Source organism: Ochrobactrum sp. RH2CCR150, assembly GCA_014138095.1.
Lineage (GTDB): Bacteria > Pseudomonadota > Alphaproteobacteria > Rhizobiales > Rhizobiaceae > Brucella > Brucella gambitense.
Window position 1 is genome coordinate 186,077 of sequence record JACGXE010000007.1, and the last position, 25,103, is coordinate 211,179.

Genomic DNA, 25,103 nt, shown 5'->3' on the forward strand with positions numbered 1-25,103 from the left:
GCAAACAAGGAATGGTTTTCCACGTTTTGCCAAAGGTTTAATCAAGCCTTCCTTCGGTGCCCACCTGAATCCCATTATATAAATTTATATAACAAATTTGCAACCGGATCGCGTATTCATGGCAATCAAGATCGGCTTTCATCCGAACAATCTGCACCTGACGCTTGCGTCCCGCTGGCCGGGTGCCTTTGCCGATCTGCAACCGGAATTCGTGCTTTATCCTGAGGGTCGTGATACCGCCAAGAAGCTTGTTGCCGGGGATATCGACATCGGTGGCACAGGGTCTACGCCGCCTATTCTTGCTGCTGAAGCCGGGCTCAAAATTATCTACGCCGCAGCGTCCGCTCCTCGACCCGCCAATGGTGCAATACTGGTTGCCAAGGATACCGACATTCAGACCGTCGCCGACCTGAAAGGGCGCGACGTTGCGCTCGTGGACGGCTCGTTTCACACCTATTTTCTCGCTAAAAGTCTGGAGCAGGTGGGCCTTCGCCTCAATGACGTGAAGCGCCACGATCTTCTGGCAAGTCCATCGCGTGAACTTCTGCGCACAGGCAAGGTCGCTGCATGGATTGCCATGGCCCCGCATCTCGAACAGGCGCTCGCCAGCGGCGAATTTCATGTCCTGCTGCATTGCGGCACCACCATTCCCAACCGCTCGGTCTTCTGGACAATTGGACAACGCAATCTCCCGGACGATGTTATCGATGCATTTGCGGTGGAACTCGCGAGGGTCGGCCAAGAGATCATTGCACATCCCGAAAAGGCTGCAGCTCTTCTTGCCAAGGACACCGACGACCACGAACGCCGCGCCTGGACGCGGGTTATCCAGGAACGCAACTGGCACATAGTGCCCGCTGACGACACTCTTTTGCGCGAACAGCAGGCGGAAGCGGACATATTGCGGCGCCATGCTGCGATCGGCCGCAAGATCGAAATTATTGCAGAGCATAACGAGGCAGAAAAAGCATGAACGTCCTTTGGTACATGTGCGCTCCAGATGGCGCTTATCCCTGGAAGTCCGAAGGCTCGCGCGTCGTGGACTACGGCTATTACAAGCAGCTCGCCCAGGCTTACGATCATCTGGGCTATACGGGCGCGCTTTTTGCCACCGGCGCTCATGACGTCTGGCCACTTGCCGGCGCGCTACTGCCCTATACGGAACGCATGAAGTTTCTGCTCGCCTTCCATCCGGGTCTCGTAGCACCAACGCTGCTTGCCAAAATGGCGGCGACATTTCAGGAGTTTTCCAACGGCAGGTTGATGCTGAATGTCGTCTCTGGCGACGCCAAGATGCTTGGTGCTTACGGCATGATGTTGCCGCATGACGAACGTTATCTGATGGCCGATGAATACCTAACCCTGTGGCATCGTCTCATGGCGGGTGAAAGCGTCACCCATAAGGGCAAATATTTCCAGACCGAAGGCGCAAAACTGGCGCTTCCGGCCGGTTCGTCGATCGCCCCACCGCCGCTCTGGTTTGGCGGTTCGTCTGACAGCGCCATCGAAGTCGCGGCAAAGCACGTCGACACGTATCTTTCCTGGGGTGAAACACCCGAGCAGATGGGGGAAAAGGTCAAGCAGGTCAAAGCACGCGCCGCAGCCCATGGACGCGAACTGAAATACGGTATCCGCCTTTATGTGATTGTGCGCTCGACCGACGCGAAAGCCTGGGAAGCTGCCGCCGATCTTTACGACCAGATGGATGAGGCGGCCATGGCTGGCAACAAACGTTTCGTCTCCAACACAGACTCTGTCGGTCAGCAACGCATGACTGCAATGCATGGCGGCGTGAAACCCGACAATTTGCGCGACCTTGAAATATCGCCCAATCTCTGGGCGGGCATTGGGCTGGTGCGCCCCGGTCCGGGCACTGCAATCGTCGGATCACCAGACACAGTCATTCGCACGCTCGAAGCCTATCAGGCTGTTGGCGTCGACACGTTCATCCTCTCCGGCATGCCTCTGCTCGAGGAAGCATATCGCTTCGGCGAGATGGTTTTGCCGCGTCTGCCCGTTGAACGCCCTGTCTTTGAACGCAAGCAGTTTACATGGTCGACACTGTTCGACCGGGACCTGACCGGAAAGGCCGCCAATGGCTGATACAAGCGCTTTGGAGAAAGCGGCTGGCGTCGGTTCTCCTCCAGCCAAGAGTGCCAAATCAGCCCCACGCTTTCCGCAATGGATGCTGAGGCTCGTGTCGCCTATCGCCATCCTTATTTTGTGGCAATTGGCGAGCGTCACCGGGCTATTGTCACCCCGCACGCTGGCGTCACCAATCGACATTGCAGCAACCGGCCTGCGACTGTTGACATCCGGAGAACTGGCGACGGGCTTGGCCGTCTCGTTCCTGCGTGTCATTGCGGGCTTCTCCATCGCGCTCGTCATAGGCGTCGCTCTGGCGCTTTTTGCCGGGCTTTCCCGACTTGGCGAAACGATTATTGACCCGCCGGTGCAAATGCTGAAGGCGATGCCGTTTCTGGGCCTCTTGCCGCTCTTCATCCTGTGGTACGGCATTGGTGAAGCGCCCAAGATCGGCATGGTTGCCTTTGGCTCCGTTTTCCCGATTTACCTCACGCTTCATGGCGGCATTCGCAGCGTTGACCGCAAGCTGATCGAGGCTGGGCGTACCCTCAATCTCGGCACGCTGGAAATCATTCGACATGTCGTGATCCCCGGCGCTCTTCCCTCCCTGCTTGTCGGCGTGCGCTACGGACTGAGCATTGCATGGCTTAGCCTTGTGGTGGCGGAACAGATCAATGCGTCCAGTGGTATTGGTTACATCATCACCTATGCGCGTGACTTTCTGCAAACCGACATCATCGTGGTTTGCCTTCTGGTCTATGCACTCATGGGGTTGCTGACGGATGGGCTGGTGCGTGCAATCGAAGCCTATGCGCTGCGCTGGCGCCCGGCGGTGGTATCATGAGCGACATCGTTAAAATTCGCGACCTGTCGCGATCTTTCGGTGGACCCGCAATTCTTGACCATATCGATCTGAGCATAGCACCGGGAGAATTCGTGGCTCTGCTTGGCAGAAGCGGCTCTGGAAAATCCACGCTTCTGCGTGTGCTTGCGGGGCTCGACCAAGCTCCGGCCACTACACTGGAAATTCCACATCGCCGCGCTGTGGTGTTTCAAGAACCCCGACTGATGCCGTGGAAGAGCGTCATTGACAATGTTGCACTCGGTGAGCGCAACGCGCGCAGCAACGGCAAAGCGGTGCAAGCAATTGCCGATGTTGGCCTGTCGCACCGGGTCAATGTCTGGCCTTTGACACTGTCTGGCGGTGAAGCGCAGCGGGCTGCCTTGGCCCGGGCGCTGGTTCGCGAGCCGGAACTGCTTCTGCTTGATGAGCCGTTTGCAGCGCTCGATGCGTTGACGCGTCTTCGCATGCACGATCTGGTCTTCAATCTCTGGCGCAAACACAGACCTGCGACCCTGTTGGTGACGCATGATGTCTGGGAGGCAGTGGCACTCGCCGACCGGATTCTCGTTCTCGATCAGGGGCGATTCATTCGCGATCTGCGTGTCGATATCGATCATCCAAGGCAGAGAACAGACAAACGCGCTGCCGCCATCGAAACCGAATTGCTGGAAGCGCTTGGCGTCCGGCATCGTGTCCTGCACCCTTGAAAAAGCGGAGATAATCAATGAAAAGACTTCAAATTCTGGCCGCCCTTACCGGTGTGGCAATGACACTTGCGAGCACAACCGCTTTCGCCGCCGATCAGGTTGTTCGCATTGGCTGGCTTCGCGGCCCCAATGACATCACCCTGGCAAAATCGCGCGGTACACTGGAAAAGGCACTCGCAGAAAAGGGCATCAAGGTGGAATGGGCCGGTCCATTTCCCGCTGCCGCTCCCGCTTTTGAAGCACTGAACGCGGGCAGCATCGATATCACCGCTGGCAGTTCCACATCGGCCATTGCAGCACTAGCTGCAAATATTCCACTGACGATCTTCGGCTATCAGAAAATGTCGGCTGGCTCTGAAGGGATCGTCGCCAAAAAGGATGCAGGCATCACGTCGATCAAGGATCTGGCCGGTAAGAAGGTTGCCGTCAACCGAGGTGGCACGGGCGAGTATCTCCTGATGCAAGGGTTGGAGAAAAACGGCGTCGATCCGAAAAGCGTCGAGCGCGTCTATCTTAGCCCAAGTGACAGTGGTCCAAGCTTTGTGCAGGGACATGTCGACGCCTGGGCAACATGGGACCCCTTCGTGGCAATCGCTGAGAAATCCTATGGTGGTCAGGTGATCGCGGATGGCGCGGCCATCGGCTCGGACAATGCCGTCGTTCTCGTTTCAAGCCGCGAATTCGCTGAAAAGAAAGCCGACGAGCTTCAGGCCATTTTCGATGTCCTGAAGCAGGACAATGCCTGGGCAGTGGCGAACAAGGCCGATGCAGGCGCGATCTGGGCAAAGGAAATGAATATTCCGACTGAACTGGGTGCGGTGATCGGCGCGAATAATGCTGTTCCGACCACAGCGGTTACGGCAGCAGATGTCGATCAGATCGGAAAAATTGCTGACTGGTACGCGAAGAGCGGCATCATTCCGCAAAAGCCGGACATAAAGGCCGCCGTTGTCGAACTGAAATAACCGGTACCGTTTCTCCTGCACCGATTTCTCTCGAATTGGTGCAGATGATGCTTTGGTTTTGCCAAATGGTGCGCTTGACGGTAGAAGCGTGGCAAAGCCAGCCGGAGCATCCCTTGAAAACCATCGCAGTTGATTTTGAAACGGCCAATGAACAGCGTGGAAGCGCCTGTTCAGTTGGATTGGCATGGATTGAAGATGGTCGCGTCGTGCGCGTTGAAGAGCGCCTTATCCGACCAAAGGACATGCGCTTTTCCTCTTTCAATATCGCGATCCACGGCATTCGCCCCGAACATGTGGAAGATGCCGGAGAGTTTCCCGAAGTCATGGATGAATTCGCGGAAGATTTTGCGGGCGCGACGATGATCGCTCACAATGCCGCCTTCGATTTCAGCGTCTGGCGCGCCTGTCTTGATCAGTACCGGCAGAGCTATCCCGAATTTCAGTATCTCTGTTCGGTCAAGATGGCGCAGAAGGTCTGGCCGGACCTCGGATCGCACAAGTTAAATGTTCTGGCCTCTCACCTCGGCCTCACCTTCAAGCATCACAACGCGGCTGAAGACGCAGCGATCTGCGCCGAAACCACGATCTCGATCGCGCGCGCGCTAGGTGCGCAAGCATTGAGCGAGGTTCCGGCGATGATCGGCATGAAACCAGGGCGCTTGTTTGCAGGAGGCTACGAACCGTGCACATGCCGCAAGCGCTGATCTCACCTATCTGAACAACTGCGTCAGATGGTCATTCAGGAAATAGCCTTGCGGGTCAAGCTTGCGACGCAAGGCGCGAAACGCATCGGCTTTCGGATAGATCGATGTCACATCGGCACCCGTCAGAAAGTGCAGCTTGCCCCAATGCGGACGTGAACCGAAATCCCGCAAAATTTTATCCACGTCCCTGAGATAGGGCCAATAGTCGGTTCCGGGCTCGCCTGAGACCGACACCGTCACGCTGTCCTGTTCAAAGAATGGGCTCATCCACGCATCATCACCAGCCGTAAAGCGATACTCGATAGGGTAGATGCACTCTGGATATTTCTCCAGCATCAGTTTTCGGACTGCCTTGACCGCCTCTTTGCCGTGCGCAACAGGCACCGCATATTCAAGCTCGTGGAAGTTTGGCACATACTCAATTGGATAAATCTCCGAGCTATATGCGACTTTCTCAAACCCACGGCTCATTGGCGGCTGGTCGGTAATGTCCATGATTTTCATCTCGCAGACATCGGTTGTCTTTCCCGAGCGGGACGTCGAAGCCGTATCCGGAAGACAATAGCAATGACGGCTTTTTTCCGTCGGGCACCAGAAGAAGCTGAAGTGCCTATGTTTGGAGGCAAGTTCGTCGTGCATGTCCATGCATGCATCGAAATCCTCCCGCCAGAGCCTTTCATAGAGGTTATAGGAATCCATGAGTTGCAAGGTAATCTCGGAAATCACACCGAGTGTACCAATTGAAACGCGGCTCGCACGCAAGATATCCGGCGTGGTTTCGTCGACTGTCAGAATGGCACCGTTGGGCTGGACGATCTTCATACCGACAATCGATGATGCCAGATTGGACAGTTTTGCGCCCGTGCCATGCGTGCCGGTTGTCAGCGCGCCAGCCAAAGCCTGACTGTCAATATCGCCTTGATTGACCATCGATAGACCATTGTTCTTGAGATATCGCCCAAGCTCATTGATGGTCGTACCCGCCGCCGCGGTGACCCGCTTGCGATTATGGTCAACATTTTTCACCCCTTTCATGCCTGAAAGAGTGAGCATAAGCCCGCTGGTCGCGACAACTGGCGTGAAGGAATGACCAGACCCCGCACATCGGACATTCAATCCTTGAGACGTTGCGGAATTGACCATCTCGCAAAGTTCCGCCTCGCTGGCAGGAGTGCCCATAGCGGATGTCACACATGACTGATTGCCGACCCAATTGCGCCAGTGGCCGCCTGCACTCATATTGCCCTGCTTCGACATTCTCGTTCCCATCTTTTTGCTTATTGCTGTTGTGGGCGTCCCGTGTCGCTGGAAGCGACACGGCTTTGTCAGATGGCAGTGTAACCATTATCGGCAAACAGATGCGCGCCATTGATGAAGCTTGCCTCGTCACTTGCAAGGAAAAGTGCGGCGGAAGCGACTTCGGATGGCAGGCAGAGCCGTCCTTGCGCAGTTTTTATTGCCTCTTCCGAAACATCGACGCCGAAGCTTTGCAGCACCGCCAATTCCTTGCGTCCGTGCGCCGTGGCGATGAAGCCGGGGCAGATCGCATTGCTCCGAATATTCCTGTCGCGAAACTCTACGGCAAGGGCGCGTGCGAACATGTGGCAGGCTCCTTTGGTCGTGCAATAAAGCACTTCCATGGGCGTTCCGACGACGCCTGAAATCGACGACGTAGAGATAATGCTACCGCCACCCGCATTGATCATCGATGGCAGTACGGCCTTTGAGACGAGGAACATGCTTTTCACATTGATCGCCATAAGGCGGTCCCATTCCTCTTCGCTCGTTTCGAGAAACGGACCTGCCGCCAGTGTGCCTGCATGGTTCATCAGAACCGTAATGTGTCCGAAAGCCCCTATAATTTTCTCCACTGCCGATGCGACCTGCGCGGCATCCGAGACATCGGCTGGCGCAAAGACCGCCTCGTGACCGACTTCGTTGAGCCTTTTGGCAACATCGGCGCCGGGGCTTGACGGTAAATCCACGATGCCGACTTTTGCCCCTTCCGCAGCGAAGAGTTCCGATGCTGCGAGACCGCAGCCTCCAGCGCCACCTGTTATAAGCGCTACTTTTCCTGACAAACGACCAGCCATGTTTCCTCCTTCTGGACAAAGTCCAACTATTTTCCCCAATCGGTTCGATACATCCGCCGAACTCTTGCTTTTGATGCGAAGTCTAGAAATCATACGCAGATGCGTCGATATGCCGAAAGTTATACGGGAGGAGAAACCGTGTTTCCGCTGGATGCCAACGGACTGTCAGAGATAATCCGGTCCATCGGAACGGACGGGCTCGGCCAGAGACTCGACCAGACCATCAGTGGCCGGGTGCAATTCGACATGAGCTGCATTTTCCTGTTCAGCTTCAATAACACCCCGCTTTTCCTCCATGACGGCTATTGCAGTTCCGTACCGCGCAAGACGCTGGAAACCTATTTGCGGGGCGGTTATCTGCTTGATCCGTTCTATGTGGCGTCGATCAACGAACACACATCTGGCGTTTGGAGAATGGGCGACCTTGCCCCCGACAGCTTCTTTACATCGGAGTTTGTCATCGCAAAGGATATCCATCCCTGCGTTTCATCCGAAGCCGGCGCGCTTGTGGAGGAGATAGGCATTATCGTGCCGTTGCGACATCGAACGGCAGGTGTCTATTCGCTGATGCGCAACCACGGAAGCGTTCCCTTTACGAGGTCTGAACTGGATAATTTAAGACAGATTGAGCCGGTTATCGCTGCCTCTATCTCAACCCATTGCCGCAACAATGCGAGCTATATCAATCATGAATATACAAAAGAGGACATCGAGGAGACATTTCTTGGTGCATTCCATGGGCAGCTCACGCCCGCGCAGCAATCAATCACAAAGTTGATCCTGCGCGGCCATAGCAATATCTCGATTTCACGCCATATGAATATTTCAGAGGGGACCGCAAAGATTCATCGCCACAATATTTACAAACGGCTATCCATATCGAGCCAGTCGGAGCTTTTCCAACTCTTCATCACTCACCTGACCAAAACGGAGAGATGAGGTGCTCATCAAGTCGTTTTAGTCCTGTTACGTCTCCAAAGATAAATCATCTGAGCGGTCAAGCCGACAATAAGGAGCACAAGCAGACTGGCCTGCGCACCCAGAAGAAGTGGAGAGTGGAGGTCCGTCACCAGAGGATGTCCATCAGGGACACGGCGAAGAATCTCGCTGACCGTCGGCACCATGAGCAGGAACACCGTCAGGCTTAGAAGAATAGTCTCCAGATATTTTCCAGCACGCCCCAAAATCGCGATGTGACCGACGACATATCCCGCGCATAACAGAACCAATGTCGCCGCACCAACGCCACTGCTGATTGGTTGTTTTGCGACGAGAAATACAGTGCTGGCCCCAACCAGCATTGAAATGAAATAGAGGATCCCCGGCGTTGAGCGCGGCACGATCCGCCCGTGTCGGGCGAGCATATAAAAAGCCAGAGGGATCGCAGGCAAACTACCAAGGGTGTGAACCCATCCAAGCGAGGAAATACCAAACATTTCAAGCTCCTTTTCGCGGATCGAGAGCGATTTTTGATCATCACATTCATTTTTACCTACTAGTAGGTAGTTATTAATGCCGCACAGTTTTTAAACTGCCATCATACGAATAGAACCGGCCTGCTGTCTGCATTCAGTCGCCGGAGGTCACTCCGCTGACAATCGCCTCAACAACGGCTCAGTCACCAGTGGGAACATATCCGGATCACCATATGCTCTTGCCGATAGCATAGCCCCATGAACCGTCGCCATAAATGCTTCAGCCTCGATATGCGGGGCTTCGTTCAAGCGAACCCGACCCTCTAGCGCGCCCCGTTCGAGCACAGAGGTAAGCCATGACGAGAGCATTTTGAAATAGGCCCGGACCTCTGGAACAATCTCGGCAGGAAGGACCGGCAACTCACTGGCAAGCAAAGCACAGACGCAAAAAGATGCGCTGGCATCCTTGATACAGGCAGCCCAATAGTGCGTGTAGGCGCGCAGCTGCTCAAGCCGGTCAGAAATGCTGCGTTCAAGATTGGCAAAGCCCGCTTCCGTATCCTCGTGATGGCGGGCAATCAGCGCCTTCACCAAATCCACCTTACTTGGAAAATGGTGATGGATACTGGCCTTACGGATGCCGACAACGGTGGCGATATCGGCATAGCTGAAGCCATTATATCCACCCGCAATGACCAGAGATCGCGCGCAGTTCAGAATGTCTTCAGAGGTGGTCGTCAAATTGCTCATACGTAGTATTTACCTACTAGTAGGTAGAATGTCAATGCGCATTCGAGGAAAGACAAAATCATTCCTGAAGGACAGTAGATCGGGCGCGACCAGAGCCATACACGCTCCTATTGAAGGCCGCGCCCTGAATTATCACTGGATCAGGCGACCACCATCGATGACGAGGTCCGCTCCGTGGATCATACGTGCATCGCTTGAGCCTAGAAAGGCAATCGCGGCTGCGACGTCACACGGTTCGACGATGCGGCCCGATGGGTTCATTCTCGAAAAAGCTTCGCGCGCAGCCTCTTCAGTTCCGAACTGACCAGCCGCCTTTGCCGCCACCAGTGGCGTCCAGACATAACCCGGATGCACCACGTTGATGCGCACATCATGCCCATTACGCGCCGCCGAAAGTGCAGCATGTTTCGTCAGCGAACGCACCGCCCCTTTCGAAACGCCATAAGTGCCGTTATCCGCAGACCCGGTATAGGCGGCCAGTGAACCGAGATTGACGATTGCCGCCCCTGCTCCCGGGTTCATCACTTTCAAAGCGGCCTGAGTACCAAGCAGAACGCCGTCCAGATTGACCTTCAGCACGCGATGAAACTCGGCCAGCGGAATATCGGTAATGGGCTGAGGCACTGGCGTTATCACGCCTGCATTGTTGACGAGCAGGTGTAAAGCACCGCTTGCGGTGAGGATCACATCGATCACCTCTTCCCAGCTTTCCGCCGAACTGACATCAAGGGCAAGCACCTTCGGATGAGTCACGCCCACGTAAGCTTCGGCGATTCGACCGCCATCATCGACGGTCAGATCGGCCAGATAGACGGTTGCGCCCTCTTCGGTCAGCCGCCGACCAATAGCCAATCCCATGGCGCCAAGCCCACCGGTAATCAAAGCCACCCTGCCGTGGTAGCGCGCGAGTTCTGTCGTCTTTGACACTTGCTTCATCCTTGAACATGAGAAATCTTTCACGGGGCGCGTGTTTTGCGCCCCATGTTGACGTGCCTGTTAGCTGGCAGGTCGGATAGGTTACGATGCGTGGCCGAGATAGATTTCCCGAATGACAGGACTGGAAGCGATTTCCTCCGCGCTGCCCGTATGCACCACACGTCCGGTATCCATCACGCACGCCGTATCGGCATGGCGCAGCGCCTTTTCAACCAACTGCTCCACCAGAATGATCGCCGCGCCCTCTTTTGCGAGCTGCGCCGCAACATCCAGAATTCGATCCACGACGATAGGCGCCAAACCACCGGACGGCTCGTCCAGAACAAGCAGGCGCGGCTCGGCAAGAATGCCCTGACCAACCGCCAGGATCTGCTGCTGTCCGCCGGAAAGCGAGGACGCTGGATCATTCTTCTTGGCAGCCAATTCAGGGAAAAACTGATTGATGCGCTCGTAATCAGGCTTTTTACCGCGCTTTTTTCCCGGATAAGCGGCAACCTCCAGATTGTCCTGCACTGTCAGTGAAGGGAAAATACGGTGACCCTCCAATACTTGAACCAGTCCCAACTCGACGATCTTTTCGGGGCTAGCGCTGGTGATATCCTCGCCGCCAAAGCGGACCTGACCGCTGCGTTTGCCAATCAAACCGGAGACCGCGTGAAGCATGGTGCTTTTTCCCGCTCCATTGCGACCGAGGATGGCATGGAACTCACCGGCATGCACTTTGAGAGATGCGCCGATGACGACCGGCGCCTTTCCATAGGCGACGCTCAGATCTATGATTTCGAGCAACGGCGTGCCGTTCTGCGTCATTGCCATGCTCTCAACTCCCCAAATAAACGCGGACGACTTCCGCATCATTACGCACCATGTCCGGAGCGCCCTCTGCCAGAACCGCGCCGAGGTTCAGGACGGTGACGTGATGGCTCAAGCGAAAGACAAAATCAGTATGATGTTCGACAAGCAGTACACCGATGCCTGCCTGCGCCACTGACTGGATGATCTGACCAAGATACTCAATCTCGCGGCCCGTCAGTCCGCCAGCAGGTTCATCGAGAAGCAACAGCTTTGGCCTGATCATCAGTGCGCGAACGATTTCAAGGAAACGCCGCTCAGCATGTTCGAGATGTTCGCAGCGCCGTTCTGATAGATGCCCGAGGCCCGAAGCATCGAGCAACGCCTGGGCGCGTTCGCGCATCTGACGCTCCTCGCGCTTTGGACGCGGCAAATGCAGCGCGGTTTCAACGAAACCCGATTGAACGGCTCCCCAACCGCCAAGCATGACATTGTCGAGCACGCTCAAGGACGGCAGAAGTCTTGGTTTTTGGAAGGTTCGCGCAATACCGGCGCGGGCACGGGCGCGCACGTCAAGACGGCTGATATTGTCGCCGCCGAGTACCGCGGCACCCTCATCAATCATGTAATAGCCGCTGATAAGATTGAGCATGGTGGTCTTGCCCGATCCGTTGGGGCCGATCAGCCCATGAATCTGGCCAGCCTGAATGGACAGCGACACATTGTTGACGGCCTTCACCCCACCAAAGCTTCTGGAGACATTACGCGCTTCCAGCATATCCGGACTGGAAGCCCCAACGCTCTTTCTCATTGCAGGATCGATCATGTTCATATCAGGCTTTCTCCTGCAAAAGGGCCGTCAATGCAGGCATGTTGGGCTGTTGCGCGCCGCGCTGATCGTCTGCTGTGCTCTTTCCGAAGATGTTGCCAAGATGATCCTTGGCCCAAACGCCCAAGCCCTGCGGTATCGCCAGCACGACAGCAAGCAGAATGCCGCCGTAGAAGAATGCGGTATAGCGCTGCATCGAAGCGAACACATCGGGGATCACTGCCAACAACAGAGTGCCAACCATTGGACCGATGATCGATCCGCGTCCGCCAATGATGATCGCCGTGAAGAACATTAACGAGACATCGAAGTTGAAGGCTTCGGGTGTGATGTGGCTTTGAGCCCGAGCGAAAAGTCCGCCTGCAACGCCCGCACAAAAGCCGGAGAAGAGGAACACCGTGAGCTTTGTCCGGAAGATCGATACCGCAACACTCTGCGCCGCCACTTCGCTATCGCGAATGGAAATCATCGCGCGGCCCCACATGCTGCGTGCCAGATTCCAGGTCATGGCCGTTACCACTGTGGCGATGCCAAGTGCCAGCCAATATTCCCCAATCGTCCGTTTGAAGGGAGCTGGAAAGGCTGGAACCGCAAGCCCCACGGTGCCACCGGTAAGACCGGAGAAGCCGAGCGCCAGTTCCACCATGATAAGCGCAAAGGCAATCGTGGCGAGCGCGAAATAGAAGCCCGGAAGTCTCAGCGATGGCAGGCAAAGAAGCCCCGCAGCAAGCGCCGTAACACCACCGGAAGCAATCAGCGCCGCATAGGGGTGGAGCCCCAGCTTGCCGGCGAGAATTGCGAATGCATAACCGCCAATCGACAGAAGACCGACATGGCCAATGGACATCAGTCCGACATAACCCACAAGCAGGTTCAGACCGGCCACGATGATCCAGTAGATCAGCACCATTTCTCCGATCCGGAGCAGATAGCGATCACTGGTGAGAAAGGGGAAGGCAACGGCAAGGCCGATACCAATGAGGGCAAAGAGAAGGCCCTGATGCGATTTCACGTTCATACCTGGCGTACCCGCTTCTTGCCGAACAATCCCGAAGGGATGAAGGTCAGGAGGATGACAAGCGTCCCGACGGCGATGGTTTGCTGGAACTCCGAGCCGAAGACATAAGCGACGCAGGTGGTGACCACGCCGAAGATGATGCCGCCTGCCACCGCGCCGATGTTGGAGCCGATACCGCCAATCGCAAGTGCAATGAAGCCATTCAGCGTCAGCGACAATCCAAGTGCGAAATAAGCGTAAGTGAGCTGCCCCGTCATGAACCCGGCCAGAGCGCCGAGCGCACCCGCAATGGCATAGGAAAGCGAGCGCATGCGGATCGCCGAAATGCCACGGGCGCTGACAGCAAATGTATCGTCGGAAAGCGCCACGAAGATTTTGCCGATAGTCGTCTTGCGATAGAAAAGCGCAAGCCCGCCCGCCATGACGAAGGCCGTCACAATCGGCAACCAGTATTTCTGGTCCAGTACGCCTGCATAGTCTTGTGGAATGAGCCGAGGGAACGGTCTCGGCTCGGTTCCCCACCAAAGCGCCATGCCTTGCTGGACAATGGTTGCAACGGCAAGCGTCGAGAGAATCCAGAGATGATCATCACCTCCATTCATCGTGCGACGAATGGCAACCAGTTCTGTCAGCCAGCCAAAGATCAGGCCGACAAGCAGAACCAGTGGTAGTGAAGCCCAGATCGGCCAACCAAGATCGCCCAACGTCCAGGCGCCGACAATGCCGCCAACCATGGCGAACTGTCCGGCACCCATGCTCAGCACCTTCGAGGTCGAGTACATCACGTTGTAGCTTAGCGCCACCGTGGCGTAGAGGCATCCCAGAGCAAGCCCCGAGATCAGAACGAGAAACATGGTTTAGTCCTCTTGGTGACGGGCTCCGCACAACATGCGGGAGTCCGTCTACAATCGATCAGGCCAGCGTGAAGCCGCCGTTCTGGAACGAAGAAATCGTAAAGAGCGCATATTCTTCCATCGAAAGTCCTTCACGGCGTCCCGAGCCGAAACCGACTTTACCAAACAGCGTGTCCGTCGTTCCCATGGTTTCGAGCGCCTCGATCACAGCATCTGTCTCAACGCTACCGGCTTTTTCGGCGGCTGCGGCCCAGAGCTTGGTGGAAGCGTAGCCAAGAAGTATCCAGGTAATGCCGTTTTTGAGCTGTGGCCCGACAATCGGTGCCTGCTCGGCAAGCAGTGCTTCAATGCCAGCTGCAAACTTGCCAGCGCCATCCACCGCAAGGTGGCGGAAGCCGACGCCGACAGCGCCGTCGAGATATTCCTTCTTCACCAGATCGGTGATCTGGGCGTTCAGCGAAATCGGGGCGCAAATCGCAGGGATGCCCCACTTCTGCTCGCCGCGCGCCGTCAAAACGCGCGCCATGAAGGATGACGAAGCTGACCACACCAGAAGTACATCTGCACCGCTGTCGCGCGCCTTGATGACATCGTCACCCAGATCAACCTTGTTGGCGTCAAGCGTGCCGACACAAACCGGCTCGATGTTGCGTGCCTTCATCTTTTCAAGAGCGAGATCACGGCAGAGCACGCCATAAGACAGATTGTCGACGAAAAGCGCGATTTTCTGCTTCTTATAGTGGTCGACGGCGAAATTGATACCCGCTTCGATCTGCTGTCCGGCTGATCCGCCAACGCGGAAGATCGTCGGATAGGCTTCCGGGTCGATCACATGATCGATCAGGGCCGTCGGCATGTTGATTGTGTTGGCTTCCGCAATGAAGTCGCGGATCGGCATCGCTTCGCCGGACGTGTTCGGCCCAAAGAGCACATTCACCTTTTCCGAGAACAGAAGTTCCTGCACGAAGTTTACAGCCTTGCCCGGATCGGCAACCGTATCGCGAGCGACAAGCTGCAACGGACGGCCAAGCACACCGCCTTTGCCGTTCAGTTCAGCAATTGCTGCCTTGTGGCCTGCATCCTGCGCCAGCGCACCCGTCGAATACGGACCGGAAAGTGCGGCAAACCAGCCGATTTTCAACGGATCACCTGCGGCGGCGCGGGCAGCAGACTGAAAACCCGGCAACAGCCCAGCGGCCATAAGCCCGGCGCTCGACAGCAACAGGTTGCGACGATTGATCGGCATGATTATCTCCCATAAAAACTCTCGGCGGGTTTGGGATATTGAAACTTCAACTTCAACCCATTTTCGACTAGAGTTCACCTGTCGAACGCAATCTCCCGCGCCGCCGAGCGTAAGTGCCCATGGAACCGACCAACAAACGAAATTTTGCCCCTGTCCGCGCTCTGGAGCGCGGTCTGGCCCTGCTTCAAGACCTGTCACTCTACAAAGGCGCGCATCCGCAGCAGATTGCGCGGCGGCTCGACTTGCCGCGTCCGACCGTGGTTCGGCTTCTGGAAACGCTTGAAGGACTGGGATTCGTCGAACGCAGCCCTTCAGACGGCAGCTGGTATCCGACGCTTTATGTGCGCTCGCTTTCCGACGGATATAATGATGAGGCGTGGGTGCGCGAATGCGCAGCACCCGAGATCGAACGGCTTGGCAAGCAGATCTTGTGGCCGGTCGACCTGCACACATTACAAAACGACATGATGCTGGTGCGAGAGTCCACCCACCGCACCAGCCCCTTTTCAATCCAGCATGGGCTGGTCGGAACGAGATTACCCATTCTTCACACGTCATCCGGTCGCGCCTATCTGGCATTCTGCCCGGATGAAGAACGAGAGGCCATTCTGGACCGGCTTGCGCAGAATCCGGCCAATCAGGCGGCGCTTGCTGGCGATCGTCGCCATATCTCACAGCAGATTGCCACCACCCGGCAGCAAGGATATGGTCTGCGTTGTGGCGAACTGATCCGCGCAACCAACAGCCTGTCCGTACCCGTACATGCCAAAGGCCGGGTGCAGGCCGTGGTGACCGTCGTCTGGTTTGTATCCGCGCTTCCTGTTGCCGAAGGTATCCGCCGTTTCCTCGAACCTGCGCGAGAATGCGCAGCGCGCATCGCCCACAAATGCGAAGCCTTTCCCGATATGACAATGCGTTATCAGCGCGAAAGCATAGAAGCTGCGGATTAGACACTCCGCCTGAAGCACGCCGTTCATCTGGTGAACGCAACCCCAATTCGATCTGGCCTTGCTTCGTTGCCCACACCATAAGGCCAACGAATGCGCGACCCCGGTTGGGCCGCGCTCGACGGATCGAAGGGAGTTACAACGGTGCGACTGGTTTCATTCACGACAGCGGATCAAGGTGCAGGATATGGGTTCATTACGGATGCGGGGCTGCACAAGGCTACCGCCGCGCTAAAGGCTCGATACAGCGATCTCCGGGCTGTTTTGAACGCCGACGCCGTAGCCGAACTGTCTGCAAATGCTGAAGCGCCGGTTCCTTTAACGGATGTCACGCTGGTTTCGCCAATTCCAAACCCGGACAAGATTCTCTGCATCGGCCTGAACTACGCCGCACATATCAAAGAAACCGGTCGCGAAAAGCCAAAATATCCTTCGATCTTCACGCGCTATTCTTCTTCGGTTCTTGGGCATGAGAATGCGCTGCTGCGGCCAGCCGTTTCCAAGGAATTCGACTATGAAGGTGAGCTCGCCGTCATTATCGGCAAAGCCGGCCGCAATATCCGCGCCGCAGATGCCGCTGATTACATTGCCGGTTATTCCTGCTTCAACGATGGCTCAATCCGCGACTTCCAGCGCCATACGACCCAGTTCTGGCCCGGAAAGAGCTTTGATGATACCGGCTCCATGGGACCATGGCTGGTCACGAAAGACGAGCTGCCGAACCCGGAAGAACAGCATCTGCGCACCCGGGTAAACGGTTTGGAAGTCCAGACGACCCCGATTTCCGATCTGGCTTTCTCGATTGGCGAAATCATTGCCTATGTTTCAACGGTGACCAAACTGCTGCCCGGCGACGTTATCGCCACCGGAACGCCTGGCGGTGTCGGCAAATTCCGTGAGCCTCAGCTCTATATGTTTGCGGGTGACCGCGTTGAGGTTGAAATCAGCGGCATTGGCACATTGTCAAATCCAATTGCCGACGCAGCCTGATGCTTACGGCCCCGCCCAAAGCGGGGCTAATCGGAACTTTCGAGGAGGAAAAGGCCATGGCCATCAATGCTCTGGGATATATCGGCGTGCGCTCCGACAAGCTTGATGACTGGGCCGGCTTTGCATCCGGTTTGCTTGGCATGCAGAAGATTGACCGCACGGCCGGGCAACTTGCATTCCGGATGGATGACCGCATGCAGCGCTTGATCGTGATGGATGAACCGGGCGAAACACTGGCTTGCATGGGCTGGGAAGTCGCGTTTCAACAAGACCTCGATCACTATGCATCGCGTCTGGAAGCGGTCGGCACCCGCGTTCATCGCGCCAATGCCGCGCTTTGCGATCAGCGATTTTGCGCAGATATGGTATGGTTCGACGATCCGATGGGCAATCGCGTCGAACTGATCTGGCAACCGATGATTGCTTCCGATCTTTTCGTTCCGGGCCGCCCCATATCAGGGTTCAACACCGGGCCGCTCGGCATGGGACATGCAGTGCTGCATGTGAAGGATATCGAGATTATGATGCCCTTCTATCGGGATAATCTGGATTTCCATGTCACGGATTATGGACTGAAGCCCTATGGGCTCTACTTCTTCCATGTGAATGACCGACACCATAGTTTTGCGATGGTGGGTTCAGGTCAACAGGGCTTCCATCACTTTATGGTTGAGTTCAAGAATCTCGATGATGTCGGACAAGGATACGACCTTGCAGGGCTTGAAGACGGCAGGCTAGCCTATACGCTTGGACGCCATACTAACGACTATATGACATCATTCTATGCAAACACACCTTCCGGTTTCTTTGTAGAAAATGGTTGGGGTGGACGACAGATTGACCCCGCAAATTGGGAGCCGCATGAAACAACAGACGGCCCTTCTTTCTGGGGGCATGAGCGTCTCTACCTGACAGAAGAAGGTGGTCGAAAGCGGCTGCGCGACATGCGGCTCGACGCTGCCGCTCGCGGCATTCGCGCACCGGCTGTCGCCGATTGCCCCTGGCTTTTTGAAGCCATCAAAAATGAGCGTTCTTAAAGCTCTACCGACATGCCATGCGGCGGTCACTAGTTGATACGAGCACCATTGGACGGATCGAATAGATGCACGCGCTCCTGCGCGATATTCAGACCGACCACATCACCAACTGTCAGCGGCATTTCACTGTCAACAACAGCCGTCAATTTTTCGGAGCCGACTTCAAGCACGACATGCGTTTGAGCCCCGGTGGGTTCGATAAGACGCACTTTTGCCGGAATGCCACCGTCGCGGCGGACTTCCAGATGCTCTGGGCGTAACCCCAGCACGACCGTGCCGTTTCTATCGAGATTGCTATTGGGCAGGTCCAGTTTTGCGCCATTTCTCAGAACGATAGCAGCGCCTGCCGCACCCTGCTCGACGGTCGCGTCTAGGAAGTTCATGGACGGCGAACCAATGAAGCCTGCGACGAAGACATTGGCGGGCTTTGTGTAGAGTTCCATAGGCGTTCCCTGTTGTTCGATCCGCCCTTTGTTCAACACCACCACTCTATCCGCCAGTGTCATCGCTTCAATCTGGTCATGCGTGACATAGATCGACGTGATCTTTACCTTCTGGTGTAGTTCCTTGATCTCAGCGCGCATCAGAACGCGCAATTTTGCATCCAGATTGGAAAGCGGCTCGTCAAACAGGAAAACAGAAGGTTTTCGCACAATGGCGCGCCCCATTGCGACACGCTGGCGCTGACCTCCAGACAATTGGTGCGGTTTGCGGTCCAATAATGCAGTCAGATCCAGCATACGAGCAGCTTCATTCACCCGATCCCGTATTTCGGCTTTCGGTCGGCCCGCAAGCTGAAGATTGAATGCGATGTTGTCGAAGACAGACATATGCGGATAAAGCGCATAGTTCTGGAAAACCATGGCAACATCACGCTCGCTGGGATTAGCACGGTTTACATTCCTGTCGCCAATATGCAGATCACCAGAGGTTATCTGTTCAAGACCGGCAATCATGCGAAGCAATGTTGACTTGCCGCACCCTGAAGGTCCAACAAGCGCAACAAACGCGGCGTCAGCAATCGACAGATCAATACCCGGAATGACTTCCACATTGCCATAGGTCTTGTGAATTGAACGAAGCTCAACCGATGCCATAGGCTCACCCTTTCTGCCGATTGACCGATGATGACTGTCGGCCAGAAACAAGAACTGCAAGGTCGGGCCTATCAGTCGTCAGCTGGCCGATTGGCTTGCTCAACCAATACTCAAGCTCGGTTTCCGTGTTAGGCACCCAGCATCCTAGCCTTGGCGTCCCAACCTCTGCCACACATTGGTCCAATACGATCTCGAGCAAGCTCTTCTCGAAGGCCAGAACCGTTGCAACATCGTTGCCGCGCTTGAGCACCTTTTCAAATCCACCGAAGAACTCCGCCGAGCGCCGGTCAATCGACATCAGCAATTGCTGGTCGGGAAATTTCATACGGACATCTTCCAGAACTTCCGGCACGAAGCAGGTAAGGAAGACGCGATCGAGCATATTGCGCTCTTGAGCAAGCGCGATGATCTTTTCGGGCATACCGGGATAAGGTCTCCCACGCTCATCTATCTTGATCTCCAGCTCTAGCTCCAGCTTGGTGGGAGCGAAGATATCCAGAACGGCCGCCAGAGTTGGTACAGTTTGACCGCGACCGTCATTCAGGAGGACTTTTCCAAGCGCCTCTGCACTTTGCGCCTGAACCGCCCCCCGACCATTCGTGGTGCGATCAAGCAATGGGTCATGGATCACAACCGGGACACCATCAGAGCTCAAATGAACATCAAGCTCCACCGCGTCGACATCCAAAGCGAGCAGGTTTTGAAATCCGGCTATGCTGTTTTCAGCCCACAGATTGCGCCCGCCACGATGACCAATGATCTTCACCATTTTCATATTCTCCAATTATCTTGCTATTTGCCGCTGTCGACGAGGCCCTTCACGAACCATCGCTGCATAATGAGGATCACCAGCACTGGTGGAAGCATGGTCCAAAGCGAGGCATTCATCAGAAGATGCCATGTCGGAAGACCGTCCGACTGCGGCATGACCTGTTTCAAACCCACAACGGCCGTTGCCATATTGGGGTCGGTCGTCATCAACAAAGGCCACAGATACTGGTTCCAGCCCATCAGGAAGAGAATAATCGACAACGCCACAATGTTCGACCGCGATAGCGGTAGCAGAATGCGAAAGAAGAATTGCATCGGCTTGGCGCCGTCAATGCGCGCTGCTTCACACAGATCGTCCGGAATTGTCAGAAAGAACTGTCTGAACAAAAATGTGGCCGTCGCGGAAGCGATGATCGGCAGGATTAGTCCGGGATAGGTGTTCACCATGTTCCAGTTCAACTCTACCGAAACACCGAGCCACGCAAAAATGATGTTCAACGGCAGCGCCATATTGGCTGCGGATTCATAGGTTGGAACAATGCGGACCTCGATTGGCAGCATCATCGATATGAATATCAGCCAGAAAGCGGTCATTCGGAACGGAAAGCGAAAGTAAGTGACCGCAAAGGCGGCGAGCACTGACAGAGCCAGTTTTCCAACCGTAATGCCAAGAGCCACGATAAATGTGTTCAGCAAAAGCTGTCCGAAATGAATCGTTGTCAGAACTTCGCGCGAATTGACCAGAAACTGATCGCCCGGCAGCCAACTCATCGGCACTTTCAACACGTCCTGCTGGCTCAACGAACCCGTGACCACCACGAAATAAAGCGGCAGACAAACGAGAACGATCCCGATTATGAGAACCGCATGGCAAATTGCATCGAGGATCGGTGTTCTTTCATGCATGAGTTACACCGCATAATTGACGCGCCGCTCGACGAGGCGGAACTGCGCGAATGTGAGGGCGAGAGCGAGTATCATCAATATAACGGATTGAGCAGCTGATGAGCCCATGTCCAGATTGACGAAGCCATCCTGATAGACCTTATAGACGAGGATCGACGTCGCACCTGCGGGGCCGCCACGTGTGGTGGCATCGATAATCGCGAATGTGTCGAACAGGCCGTAGACGAAATTGATGACGACCAGAAAGAACAGTGTGGGCGCGATCATCGGTAGGGAAATTCGCTGAAACCGGCGAAGTGGTCCAGCACCATCAATGGCTGCAGATTCCAGGATCGAACGGGGCACAGCCAACAATGCTGCTACCAGAAAGATATAATTGTAGCAGATGTGCTTCCACGACGCCGCAAGGATGACAAGGATCATCGCATCAGTGGCGTTTTTTGTGGGGTCCCAGCCGATCCCCAGCATATGCAACATCTGTGCGATGGGACCAACACGGGTATTGAACAAATATGCCAGCATAATGCCCGCGACTGCAGGAGCAATTGCGTAAGGAAGCAGCAGGATCGTACGATAAGCGCCACGCGCACGAATGACATGGTTGGTCGCGAAGGCAAACAGCAGCGCGACCGAAAGCGTGATTGCGTTCTGTGCCAGCGTGAACCAGAGCGTCATTTTGGCTGACATCCAATAAGGCGGGCTAGCGAACAATGCCGCAAAGTTGGAAAACCCGACCCATTGCACCGAGCCGCCAAACGGATCGTTGAGCTGAAACGCCTGAATCAGCGCTCGGAATGAGGGAACAAAGAAGAAGAATAGCAGGACGAGCAATTGCGGTGCCAGTAGCAGAACCGGCGTCTTCCATTCCCGAAAATGCGCGCGCTTCAGACCGCTTTCCTGCCGCTCCCCAAATGGGGAGCGCAGTCGGAAAGCACCTCCACCTTGTGCTTTCATTGTATTATTTTCCTGCGTTCAGCTTTTCGAAGCGGCGAAGCACTTCGTTGCCCCGTGTAACAGCGGAATCCAGCGCTTCCCGTGCCGGCTTTTGCCCCAGTGAGGCTGCCATCACTTCTTCCATAATGAAGATATTGGCCTGATTGGAATTACCGAACCGGAAACCAAGCGAATTATCGGAATTCGGCTTGCGCATAAGCTGCTCAATCGCAATGGCCCGGGTCGGGTGCTTGTCGAAGTAGCCTTCGCTTTTCAGCGCCTCGTAAGCTGTCGTCGTAACAGGAACATAGCCGGTGTTTTTGCTCCACCAAACCTGGGTCTCGGGCTTAGCAAGAAAATCAAAGAATGCTGCAGCGCCTTTATATTCATCATCGGAATGGCCCTTCATTGCCCATAAAGCGCCGCCACCGATGACACTGTTATGTGCGGTGCGGTCCTTTTCATGGGGAAGGAAAGTCGCATTCCACGGGAATTTGGCCGAAGCCTCTACGGCGGCATGGGATGCAGTCGATGCAATAATCGTCGAACAGGTGCCTGAAGTGAAAAGCTGGACCGGCTGAATTCCCTGACCCGCGATTTCCATCACTCCACTCGAAACAAGGTCATGCATACGCTCAACTTGACGGGTCAGAGACTTGTTGAAAATAAACTCGGTGTCGATACCGTCAATGCCGTTGCGCTTTGTGCCATAAGGGAAGTCGTTCACGGCAGCATAGTTTTCGAGGAAACTCCATTCATAGTCGCCCGGCAAGACCATTGCGCATTTTGAAACGCCCTTGTCATGGATTGCGTGCAGCTGTTGCGTCAGCTCTTCCCAGTTGTCGGCAGGTTTTTCAAAACCTGCCGCTTTGAAGTGATCCTGATTGTACCAAAGGATCGGCGTTGACGAGTTGAATGGTAAAGCCTGCAGCTTGCCCTTGTCGCTGTAATACGCGGCAACCGGCGCAATCACCGTGCTCCAATCAATAGTATAGCCTTCCTTGGCCATCAAATCGGCGACGGGGATAATCGCCGACGAGTTCAGCATGGTCAGAAATGCACGCTCATTGGTTTGCACGATGACAGGCGCCCGCTTTGCACGATAAGCCGCAATCATCGCATTGATGAGCTCTTCGTAATTGCCCTTGTTTACCGGGACAACCTCATACTCATCCTGAGATTCATTGAACTTCTTGGACAGTTCGCTGACGCGGTCGTTAAGCACGCCTCCCATCGCATGCCAGAATTCGAGCTGCGTTTTGGCCTCTGCTGCCAGCGTAGAGAGCATAGAACAGCCTAGCATCAAAGATGCCACCAGAAGACGCTTCATCGTTTCCTCCCATATCGATCAAGTGCTTTAATAATGAGCATACGCTCCGATATAGGTTTGTCCAGCCAATTTTTATAATCGCGCGAGATTCGGCATAATCACGCTTTAATCGCATTAAGCCGACTATTTTACCGAAGACTTATTGCTCTTCGCAATACGTCATGCTTATCATACGCTCATACATCAATCATTTTCTCACGAGTCGCTCAATGGATATCAATCCCAAAAACTCCGCCCCACTGGCATTCGATCTGGTGATTTTTGACTGTGATGGCGTGCTGGTCGATAGCGAAATCATCAGCTGCGGCGCAGTGGCCGATGTGCTGAGCAGGCATGGCGTACCAACGGAACTCGATCATGCGCTGCGCACGTTTTTGGGGCGTCCGGCATCGGCAGTGACGGATGCATTTACCGAGCAAACCAACAAGCCGCTGCCCGACACCTTTGTCTCAAGCTGGCGAGAGTATCTTTTTGCACGCTTCGAAAAGGAACTGATTGCCGTCGAGGGAATTCGTTCGGCAATTGAAGCGATACCACTGCCCCGCTGCGTTGCATCGTCTAGCGATGAGGAGCGACTTCAGATATCATTGGGGCAGACGGGTCTGCTGCCGCTTTTCGAAGGCAATATCTTCAGTACAACGATGGTGAAGCATGGCAAGCCAGCTCCTGACCTCTTTCTTTATGCGGCCAGACAGATGGGCGTATCGGCCTCGCGATGTGTCGTCATTGAGGACAGCCCAAGCGGCGTGAAAGCTGCCAAGGCTGCAGGCATGACGGCTGTCGGATTTACCGGTGGGAGTCACTATTCCGTACTGGACAACACTGAAACATTGCGTAATGCCGGTGCGGATCACATTTTAAAGCATGCTGCCGATCTACCTTCCTTACTAAGAGAAATTTCCGCCGATGGCCGATAACGACAAGCCCAGACTGGACGATGCCGCAAGAGCGGGCTGGCTTTATTATATTGCCGGCAAGACCCAGGACGAGATCGCCCAGATGCTGGGCGTTTCCCGCCCGACGGCGCAGCGATTTGTTTCGCAATGCCGGTCCGAAGGGCTGATTACATTTCGGATGAACCATCCAATTGCAAACTGCATGGAGCTTGCAGGAAGACTGTCGGAGAAATTCGACCTCGTTTACTGCGACGTCGTCCCCTCGGAAGGTGCGTGGCCGGAAGGCTCGACGACGGTTCCTGAAGCGGCTGCCGTCTTTATCGAACGGCAATTGCGATCCAGAACCGCCATCGTCATGGCGCTTGGCACCGGCCGCACCATGCGCGCCACGGTCCAGCGCGTTTCGCCACTCAACGGCTCTGTTCATCGCCTGGTATCGTTGGTGGGCCATATCGGCATCGACGGATCGGCAAGCCCTTTCGATGCCTTGATCAAACTGTCGGAAACGGTCAGCGCACAGCATTACCCTCTCCTCCTGCCGCTTTATCTTTCGTCAGTGGAAGAAAGGGATGCCTTGCTGGCAATTGAGCCGGTACGGCGCGTTCATGAACTGGCGTCAACTGCCGACCTCTGGCTGACAGGCATCAGCGATCTGGCTGCGGATTCTCCACTCGCCAAAGAAGGCTTTCTCAGCCGTGATGAGCTTTTTGAACTCAACAGGCTCGGTGGCGTTGGCGAGATTTGCGGCTGGGCATTCGATATCGACGGGAAGATCGTCAATGGCGCGACAAATCTGCGGATTACCAGCGTCGCGCCGCAAATCAATGTCAGCAGACAACGCATATGTGTGGCTTCAGGACAGCGCAAAGTACAGCCACTGCTGTCGGCGCTCCGAGGCCAGATCATCAATGGCCTCATTACGGACGAAGAGACGGCGATGAAGCTATTGGACTGACCC

Annotated in this window: 27 protein-coding genes; 12 read left to right on the top strand and 15 right to left on the bottom strand. The window is 55.3% G+C overall.

The genetic code is table 11. The features are described from left to right. Nucleotides 1–124 precede the first annotated feature (124 nt). The 6 genes from FHW03_RS16125 to FHW03_RS16150 all read left to right on the top strand — a co-directional run bounded on the left by FHW03_RS16125 (nucleotide 125) and on the right by FHW03_RS16150 (nucleotide 5,305). Nucleotides 125–973, top strand: a complete 849-nt coding sequence (locus FHW03_RS16125; protein WP_182521617.1) for an ABC transporter substrate-binding protein — start codon at nucleotides 125–127, stop codon at nucleotides 971–973. Next, entirely contained in the window at nucleotides 970–2,103 is a 1,134-nt protein-coding gene (locus FHW03_RS16130) for an LLM class flavin-dependent oxidoreductase (RefSeq protein ID WP_182521553.1), read from the top strand. The genes FHW03_RS16125 and FHW03_RS16130 overlap by 4 nt, the downstream gene beginning before the upstream one ends. Next, on the top strand, nucleotides 2,096–2,929 hold the full coding sequence (locus FHW03_RS16135) for an ABC transporter permease subunit (protein WP_182521554.1): 834 nt from the start codon (nucleotides 2,096–2,098) through the stop codon (nucleotides 2,927–2,929). Before FHW03_RS16130 ends, FHW03_RS16135 begins: the two co-directional genes overlap by 8 nt. Beyond that, on the top strand, nucleotides 2,905–3,636 hold the full coding sequence (locus tag FHW03_RS16140; RefSeq protein ID WP_377515025.1) for an ABC transporter ATP-binding protein: 732 nt from the start codon (nucleotides 2,905–2,907) through the stop codon (nucleotides 3,634–3,636). The genes FHW03_RS16135 and FHW03_RS16140 overlap by 25 nt, the downstream gene beginning before the upstream one ends. Nucleotides 3,637–3,653: 17 nt before the next feature. Next, nucleotides 3,654–4,601 carry an aliphatic sulfonate ABC transporter substrate-binding protein gene (locus tag FHW03_RS16145; protein WP_182521556.1) on the top strand — a complete coding sequence of 316 codons (948 nt, stop codon included), beginning with the start codon at nucleotides 3,654–3,656 and terminating at the stop codon, nucleotides 4,599–4,601. A 113-nt stretch (nucleotides 4,602–4,714) separates the two neighbouring features. Continuing rightward, nucleotides 4,715–5,305, top strand: coding sequence for a 3'-5' exonuclease (locus FHW03_RS16150; protein WP_182521557.1), 591 nt, complete (start codon nucleotides 4,715–4,717; stop codon nucleotides 5,303–5,305). Between the two features lie 6 nt (nucleotides 5,306–5,311). Here the strand turns inward: FHW03_RS16150 and FHW03_RS16155 are convergent, their stop codons facing one another. Then, entirely contained in the window at nucleotides 5,312–6,562 is a 1,251-nt protein-coding gene (locus FHW03_RS16155) for a D-arabinono-1,4-lactone oxidase (RefSeq protein WP_377515003.1), read from the bottom strand. 68 nt (nucleotides 6,563–6,630) lie between these two features. Beyond that, nucleotides 6,631–7,398, bottom strand: a complete 768-nt coding sequence (locus FHW03_RS16160) for an SDR family oxidoreductase (RefSeq protein ID WP_182521559.1) — start codon at nucleotides 7,396–7,398, stop codon at nucleotides 6,631–6,633. Between the two features lie 138 nt (nucleotides 7,399–7,536). Between FHW03_RS16160 and FHW03_RS16165 the strand changes: the two genes are divergently transcribed. Then, the gene (locus FHW03_RS16165; protein WP_182521560.1) at nucleotides 7,537–8,337 is read left to right on the top strand and encodes a helix-turn-helix transcriptional regulator; all 801 of its coding nucleotides are present in this window, start codon (nucleotides 7,537–7,539) and stop codon (nucleotides 8,335–8,337) included. Between the two features lie 8 nt (nucleotides 8,338–8,345). Here the strand turns inward: FHW03_RS16165 and FHW03_RS16170 are convergent, their stop codons facing one another. From FHW03_RS16170 to FHW03_RS16205, 8 genes are all read right to left on the bottom strand, one after another. Continuing rightward, nucleotides 8,346–8,834 (bottom strand): hypothetical protein, encoded by a 489-nt coding sequence (locus FHW03_RS16170; protein ID WP_182521561.1) that lies wholly within the window; start codon nucleotides 8,832–8,834, stop codon nucleotides 8,346–8,348. A 147-nt stretch (nucleotides 8,835–8,981) separates the two neighbouring features. Beyond that, the gene (locus tag FHW03_RS16175) at nucleotides 8,982–9,563 is read right to left on the bottom strand and encodes a TetR/AcrR family transcriptional regulator (protein ID WP_182521562.1); all 582 of its coding nucleotides are present in this window, start codon (nucleotides 9,561–9,563) and stop codon (nucleotides 8,982–8,984) included. Between the two features lie 132 nt (nucleotides 9,564–9,695). Continuing rightward, nucleotides 9,696–10,490, bottom strand: coding sequence for an SDR family oxidoreductase (locus tag FHW03_RS16180; RefSeq protein ID WP_210277301.1), 795 nt, complete (start codon nucleotides 10,488–10,490; stop codon nucleotides 9,696–9,698). Nucleotides 10,491–10,580: 90 nt separating this feature from the next. Beyond that, on the bottom strand, nucleotides 10,581–11,315 hold the full coding sequence (locus FHW03_RS16185; RefSeq protein ID WP_182521564.1) for an ABC transporter ATP-binding protein: 735 nt from the start codon (nucleotides 11,313–11,315) through the stop codon (nucleotides 10,581–10,583). A 4-nt stretch (nucleotides 11,316–11,319) separates the two neighbouring features. Next, nucleotides 11,320–12,123 (bottom strand): ABC transporter ATP-binding protein, encoded by an 804-nt coding sequence (locus tag FHW03_RS16190; protein ID WP_182521565.1) that lies wholly within the window; start codon nucleotides 12,121–12,123, stop codon nucleotides 11,320–11,322. Nucleotide 12,124: 1 nt separating this feature from the next. Then, nucleotides 12,125–13,138 carry a branched-chain amino acid ABC transporter permease gene (locus tag FHW03_RS16195; protein ID WP_182521566.1) on the bottom strand — a complete coding sequence of 338 codons (1,014 nt, stop codon included), beginning with the start codon at nucleotides 13,136–13,138 and terminating at the stop codon, nucleotides 12,125–12,127. Further along, on the bottom strand, nucleotides 13,135–13,992 hold the full coding sequence (locus FHW03_RS16200; RefSeq protein ID WP_182521567.1) for a branched-chain amino acid ABC transporter permease: 858 nt from the start codon (nucleotides 13,990–13,992) through the stop codon (nucleotides 13,135–13,137). The genes FHW03_RS16195 and FHW03_RS16200 overlap by 4 nt, the downstream gene beginning before the upstream one ends. Nucleotides 13,993–14,050: 58 nt before the next feature. Continuing rightward, nucleotides 14,051–15,238 carry an ABC transporter substrate-binding protein gene (locus FHW03_RS16205; RefSeq protein ID WP_182521568.1) on the bottom strand — a complete coding sequence of 396 codons (1,188 nt, stop codon included), beginning with the start codon at nucleotides 15,236–15,238 and terminating at the stop codon, nucleotides 14,051–14,053. 119 nt (nucleotides 15,239–15,357) lie between these two features. On the opposite strand from FHW03_RS16205, the gene FHW03_RS16210 reads away from it, so the two are divergent. The 3 genes from FHW03_RS16210 (at nucleotide 15,358) to FHW03_RS16220 (ending at nucleotide 18,212) form a co-directional block, all read left to right on the top strand. Further along, entirely contained in the window at nucleotides 15,358–16,188 is an 831-nt protein-coding gene (locus FHW03_RS16210; RefSeq protein ID WP_182521569.1) for an IclR family transcriptional regulator C-terminal domain-containing protein, read from the top strand. Between the two features lie 141 nt (nucleotides 16,189–16,329). Then, a complete protein-coding gene (locus FHW03_RS16215; protein WP_182521618.1) occupies nucleotides 16,330–17,175 on the top strand; it encodes a fumarylacetoacetate hydrolase family protein in 846 nt (281 codons plus the stop codon). A gap of 56 nt (nucleotides 17,176–17,231) precedes the next feature. Next, nucleotides 17,232–18,212 (top strand): VOC family protein, encoded by a 981-nt coding sequence (locus FHW03_RS16220; protein WP_182521570.1) that lies wholly within the window; start codon nucleotides 17,232–17,234, stop codon nucleotides 18,210–18,212. A gap of 29 nt (nucleotides 18,213–18,241) precedes the next feature. On the opposite strand, the gene FHW03_RS16225 is transcribed toward FHW03_RS16220, so the two are convergent. Genes FHW03_RS16225 through FHW03_RS16245 form a run of 5 tightly spaced genes read right to left on the bottom strand, consistent with a single transcriptional unit; the run spans nucleotide 18,242 to nucleotide 23,249 of the window. After that, nucleotides 18,242–19,309 carry a sn-glycerol-3-phosphate ABC transporter ATP-binding protein UgpC gene (locus FHW03_RS16225; RefSeq protein ID WP_182521571.1) on the bottom strand — a complete coding sequence of 356 codons (1,068 nt, stop codon included), beginning with the start codon at nucleotides 19,307–19,309 and terminating at the stop codon, nucleotides 18,242–18,244. 4 nt (nucleotides 19,310–19,313) lie between these two features. Next, nucleotides 19,314–20,078 carry a glycerophosphodiester phosphodiesterase family protein gene (locus FHW03_RS16230; protein WP_182521572.1) on the bottom strand — a complete coding sequence of 255 codons (765 nt, stop codon included), beginning with the start codon at nucleotides 20,076–20,078 and terminating at the stop codon, nucleotides 19,314–19,316. Between the two features lie 23 nt (nucleotides 20,079–20,101). After that, nucleotides 20,102–20,986 (bottom strand): ABC transporter permease subunit, encoded by an 885-nt coding sequence (locus FHW03_RS16235; RefSeq protein ID WP_182521573.1) that lies wholly within the window; start codon nucleotides 20,984–20,986, stop codon nucleotides 20,102–20,104. 3 nt (nucleotides 20,987–20,989) lie between these two features. Next, nucleotides 20,990–21,940, bottom strand: a complete 951-nt coding sequence (locus FHW03_RS16240; RefSeq protein ID WP_182521574.1) for an ABC transporter permease subunit — start codon at nucleotides 21,938–21,940, stop codon at nucleotides 20,990–20,992. A gap of 4 nt (nucleotides 21,941–21,944) precedes the next feature. Further along, complete coding sequence (locus FHW03_RS16245) at nucleotides 21,945–23,249, bottom strand: extracellular solute-binding protein (protein ID WP_182521575.1); 1,305 nt, start codon at nucleotides 23,247–23,249, stop codon at nucleotides 21,945–21,947. A 209-nt stretch (nucleotides 23,250–23,458) separates the two neighbouring features. On the opposite strand from FHW03_RS16245, the gene FHW03_RS16250 reads away from it, so the two are divergent. Together FHW03_RS16250 and FHW03_RS16255 are read left to right on the top strand one after the other, a co-directional pair. Continuing rightward, a complete protein-coding gene (locus FHW03_RS16250; protein WP_377515010.1) occupies nucleotides 23,459–24,166 on the top strand; it encodes an HAD family hydrolase in 708 nt (235 codons plus the stop codon). After that, nucleotides 24,156–25,100, top strand: coding sequence for a sugar-binding domain-containing protein (locus tag FHW03_RS16255; protein WP_182521576.1), 945 nt, complete (start codon nucleotides 24,156–24,158; stop codon nucleotides 25,098–25,100). Before FHW03_RS16250 ends, FHW03_RS16255 begins: the two co-directional genes overlap by 11 nt. Nucleotides 25,101–25,103: the final 3 nt, after the last annotated feature.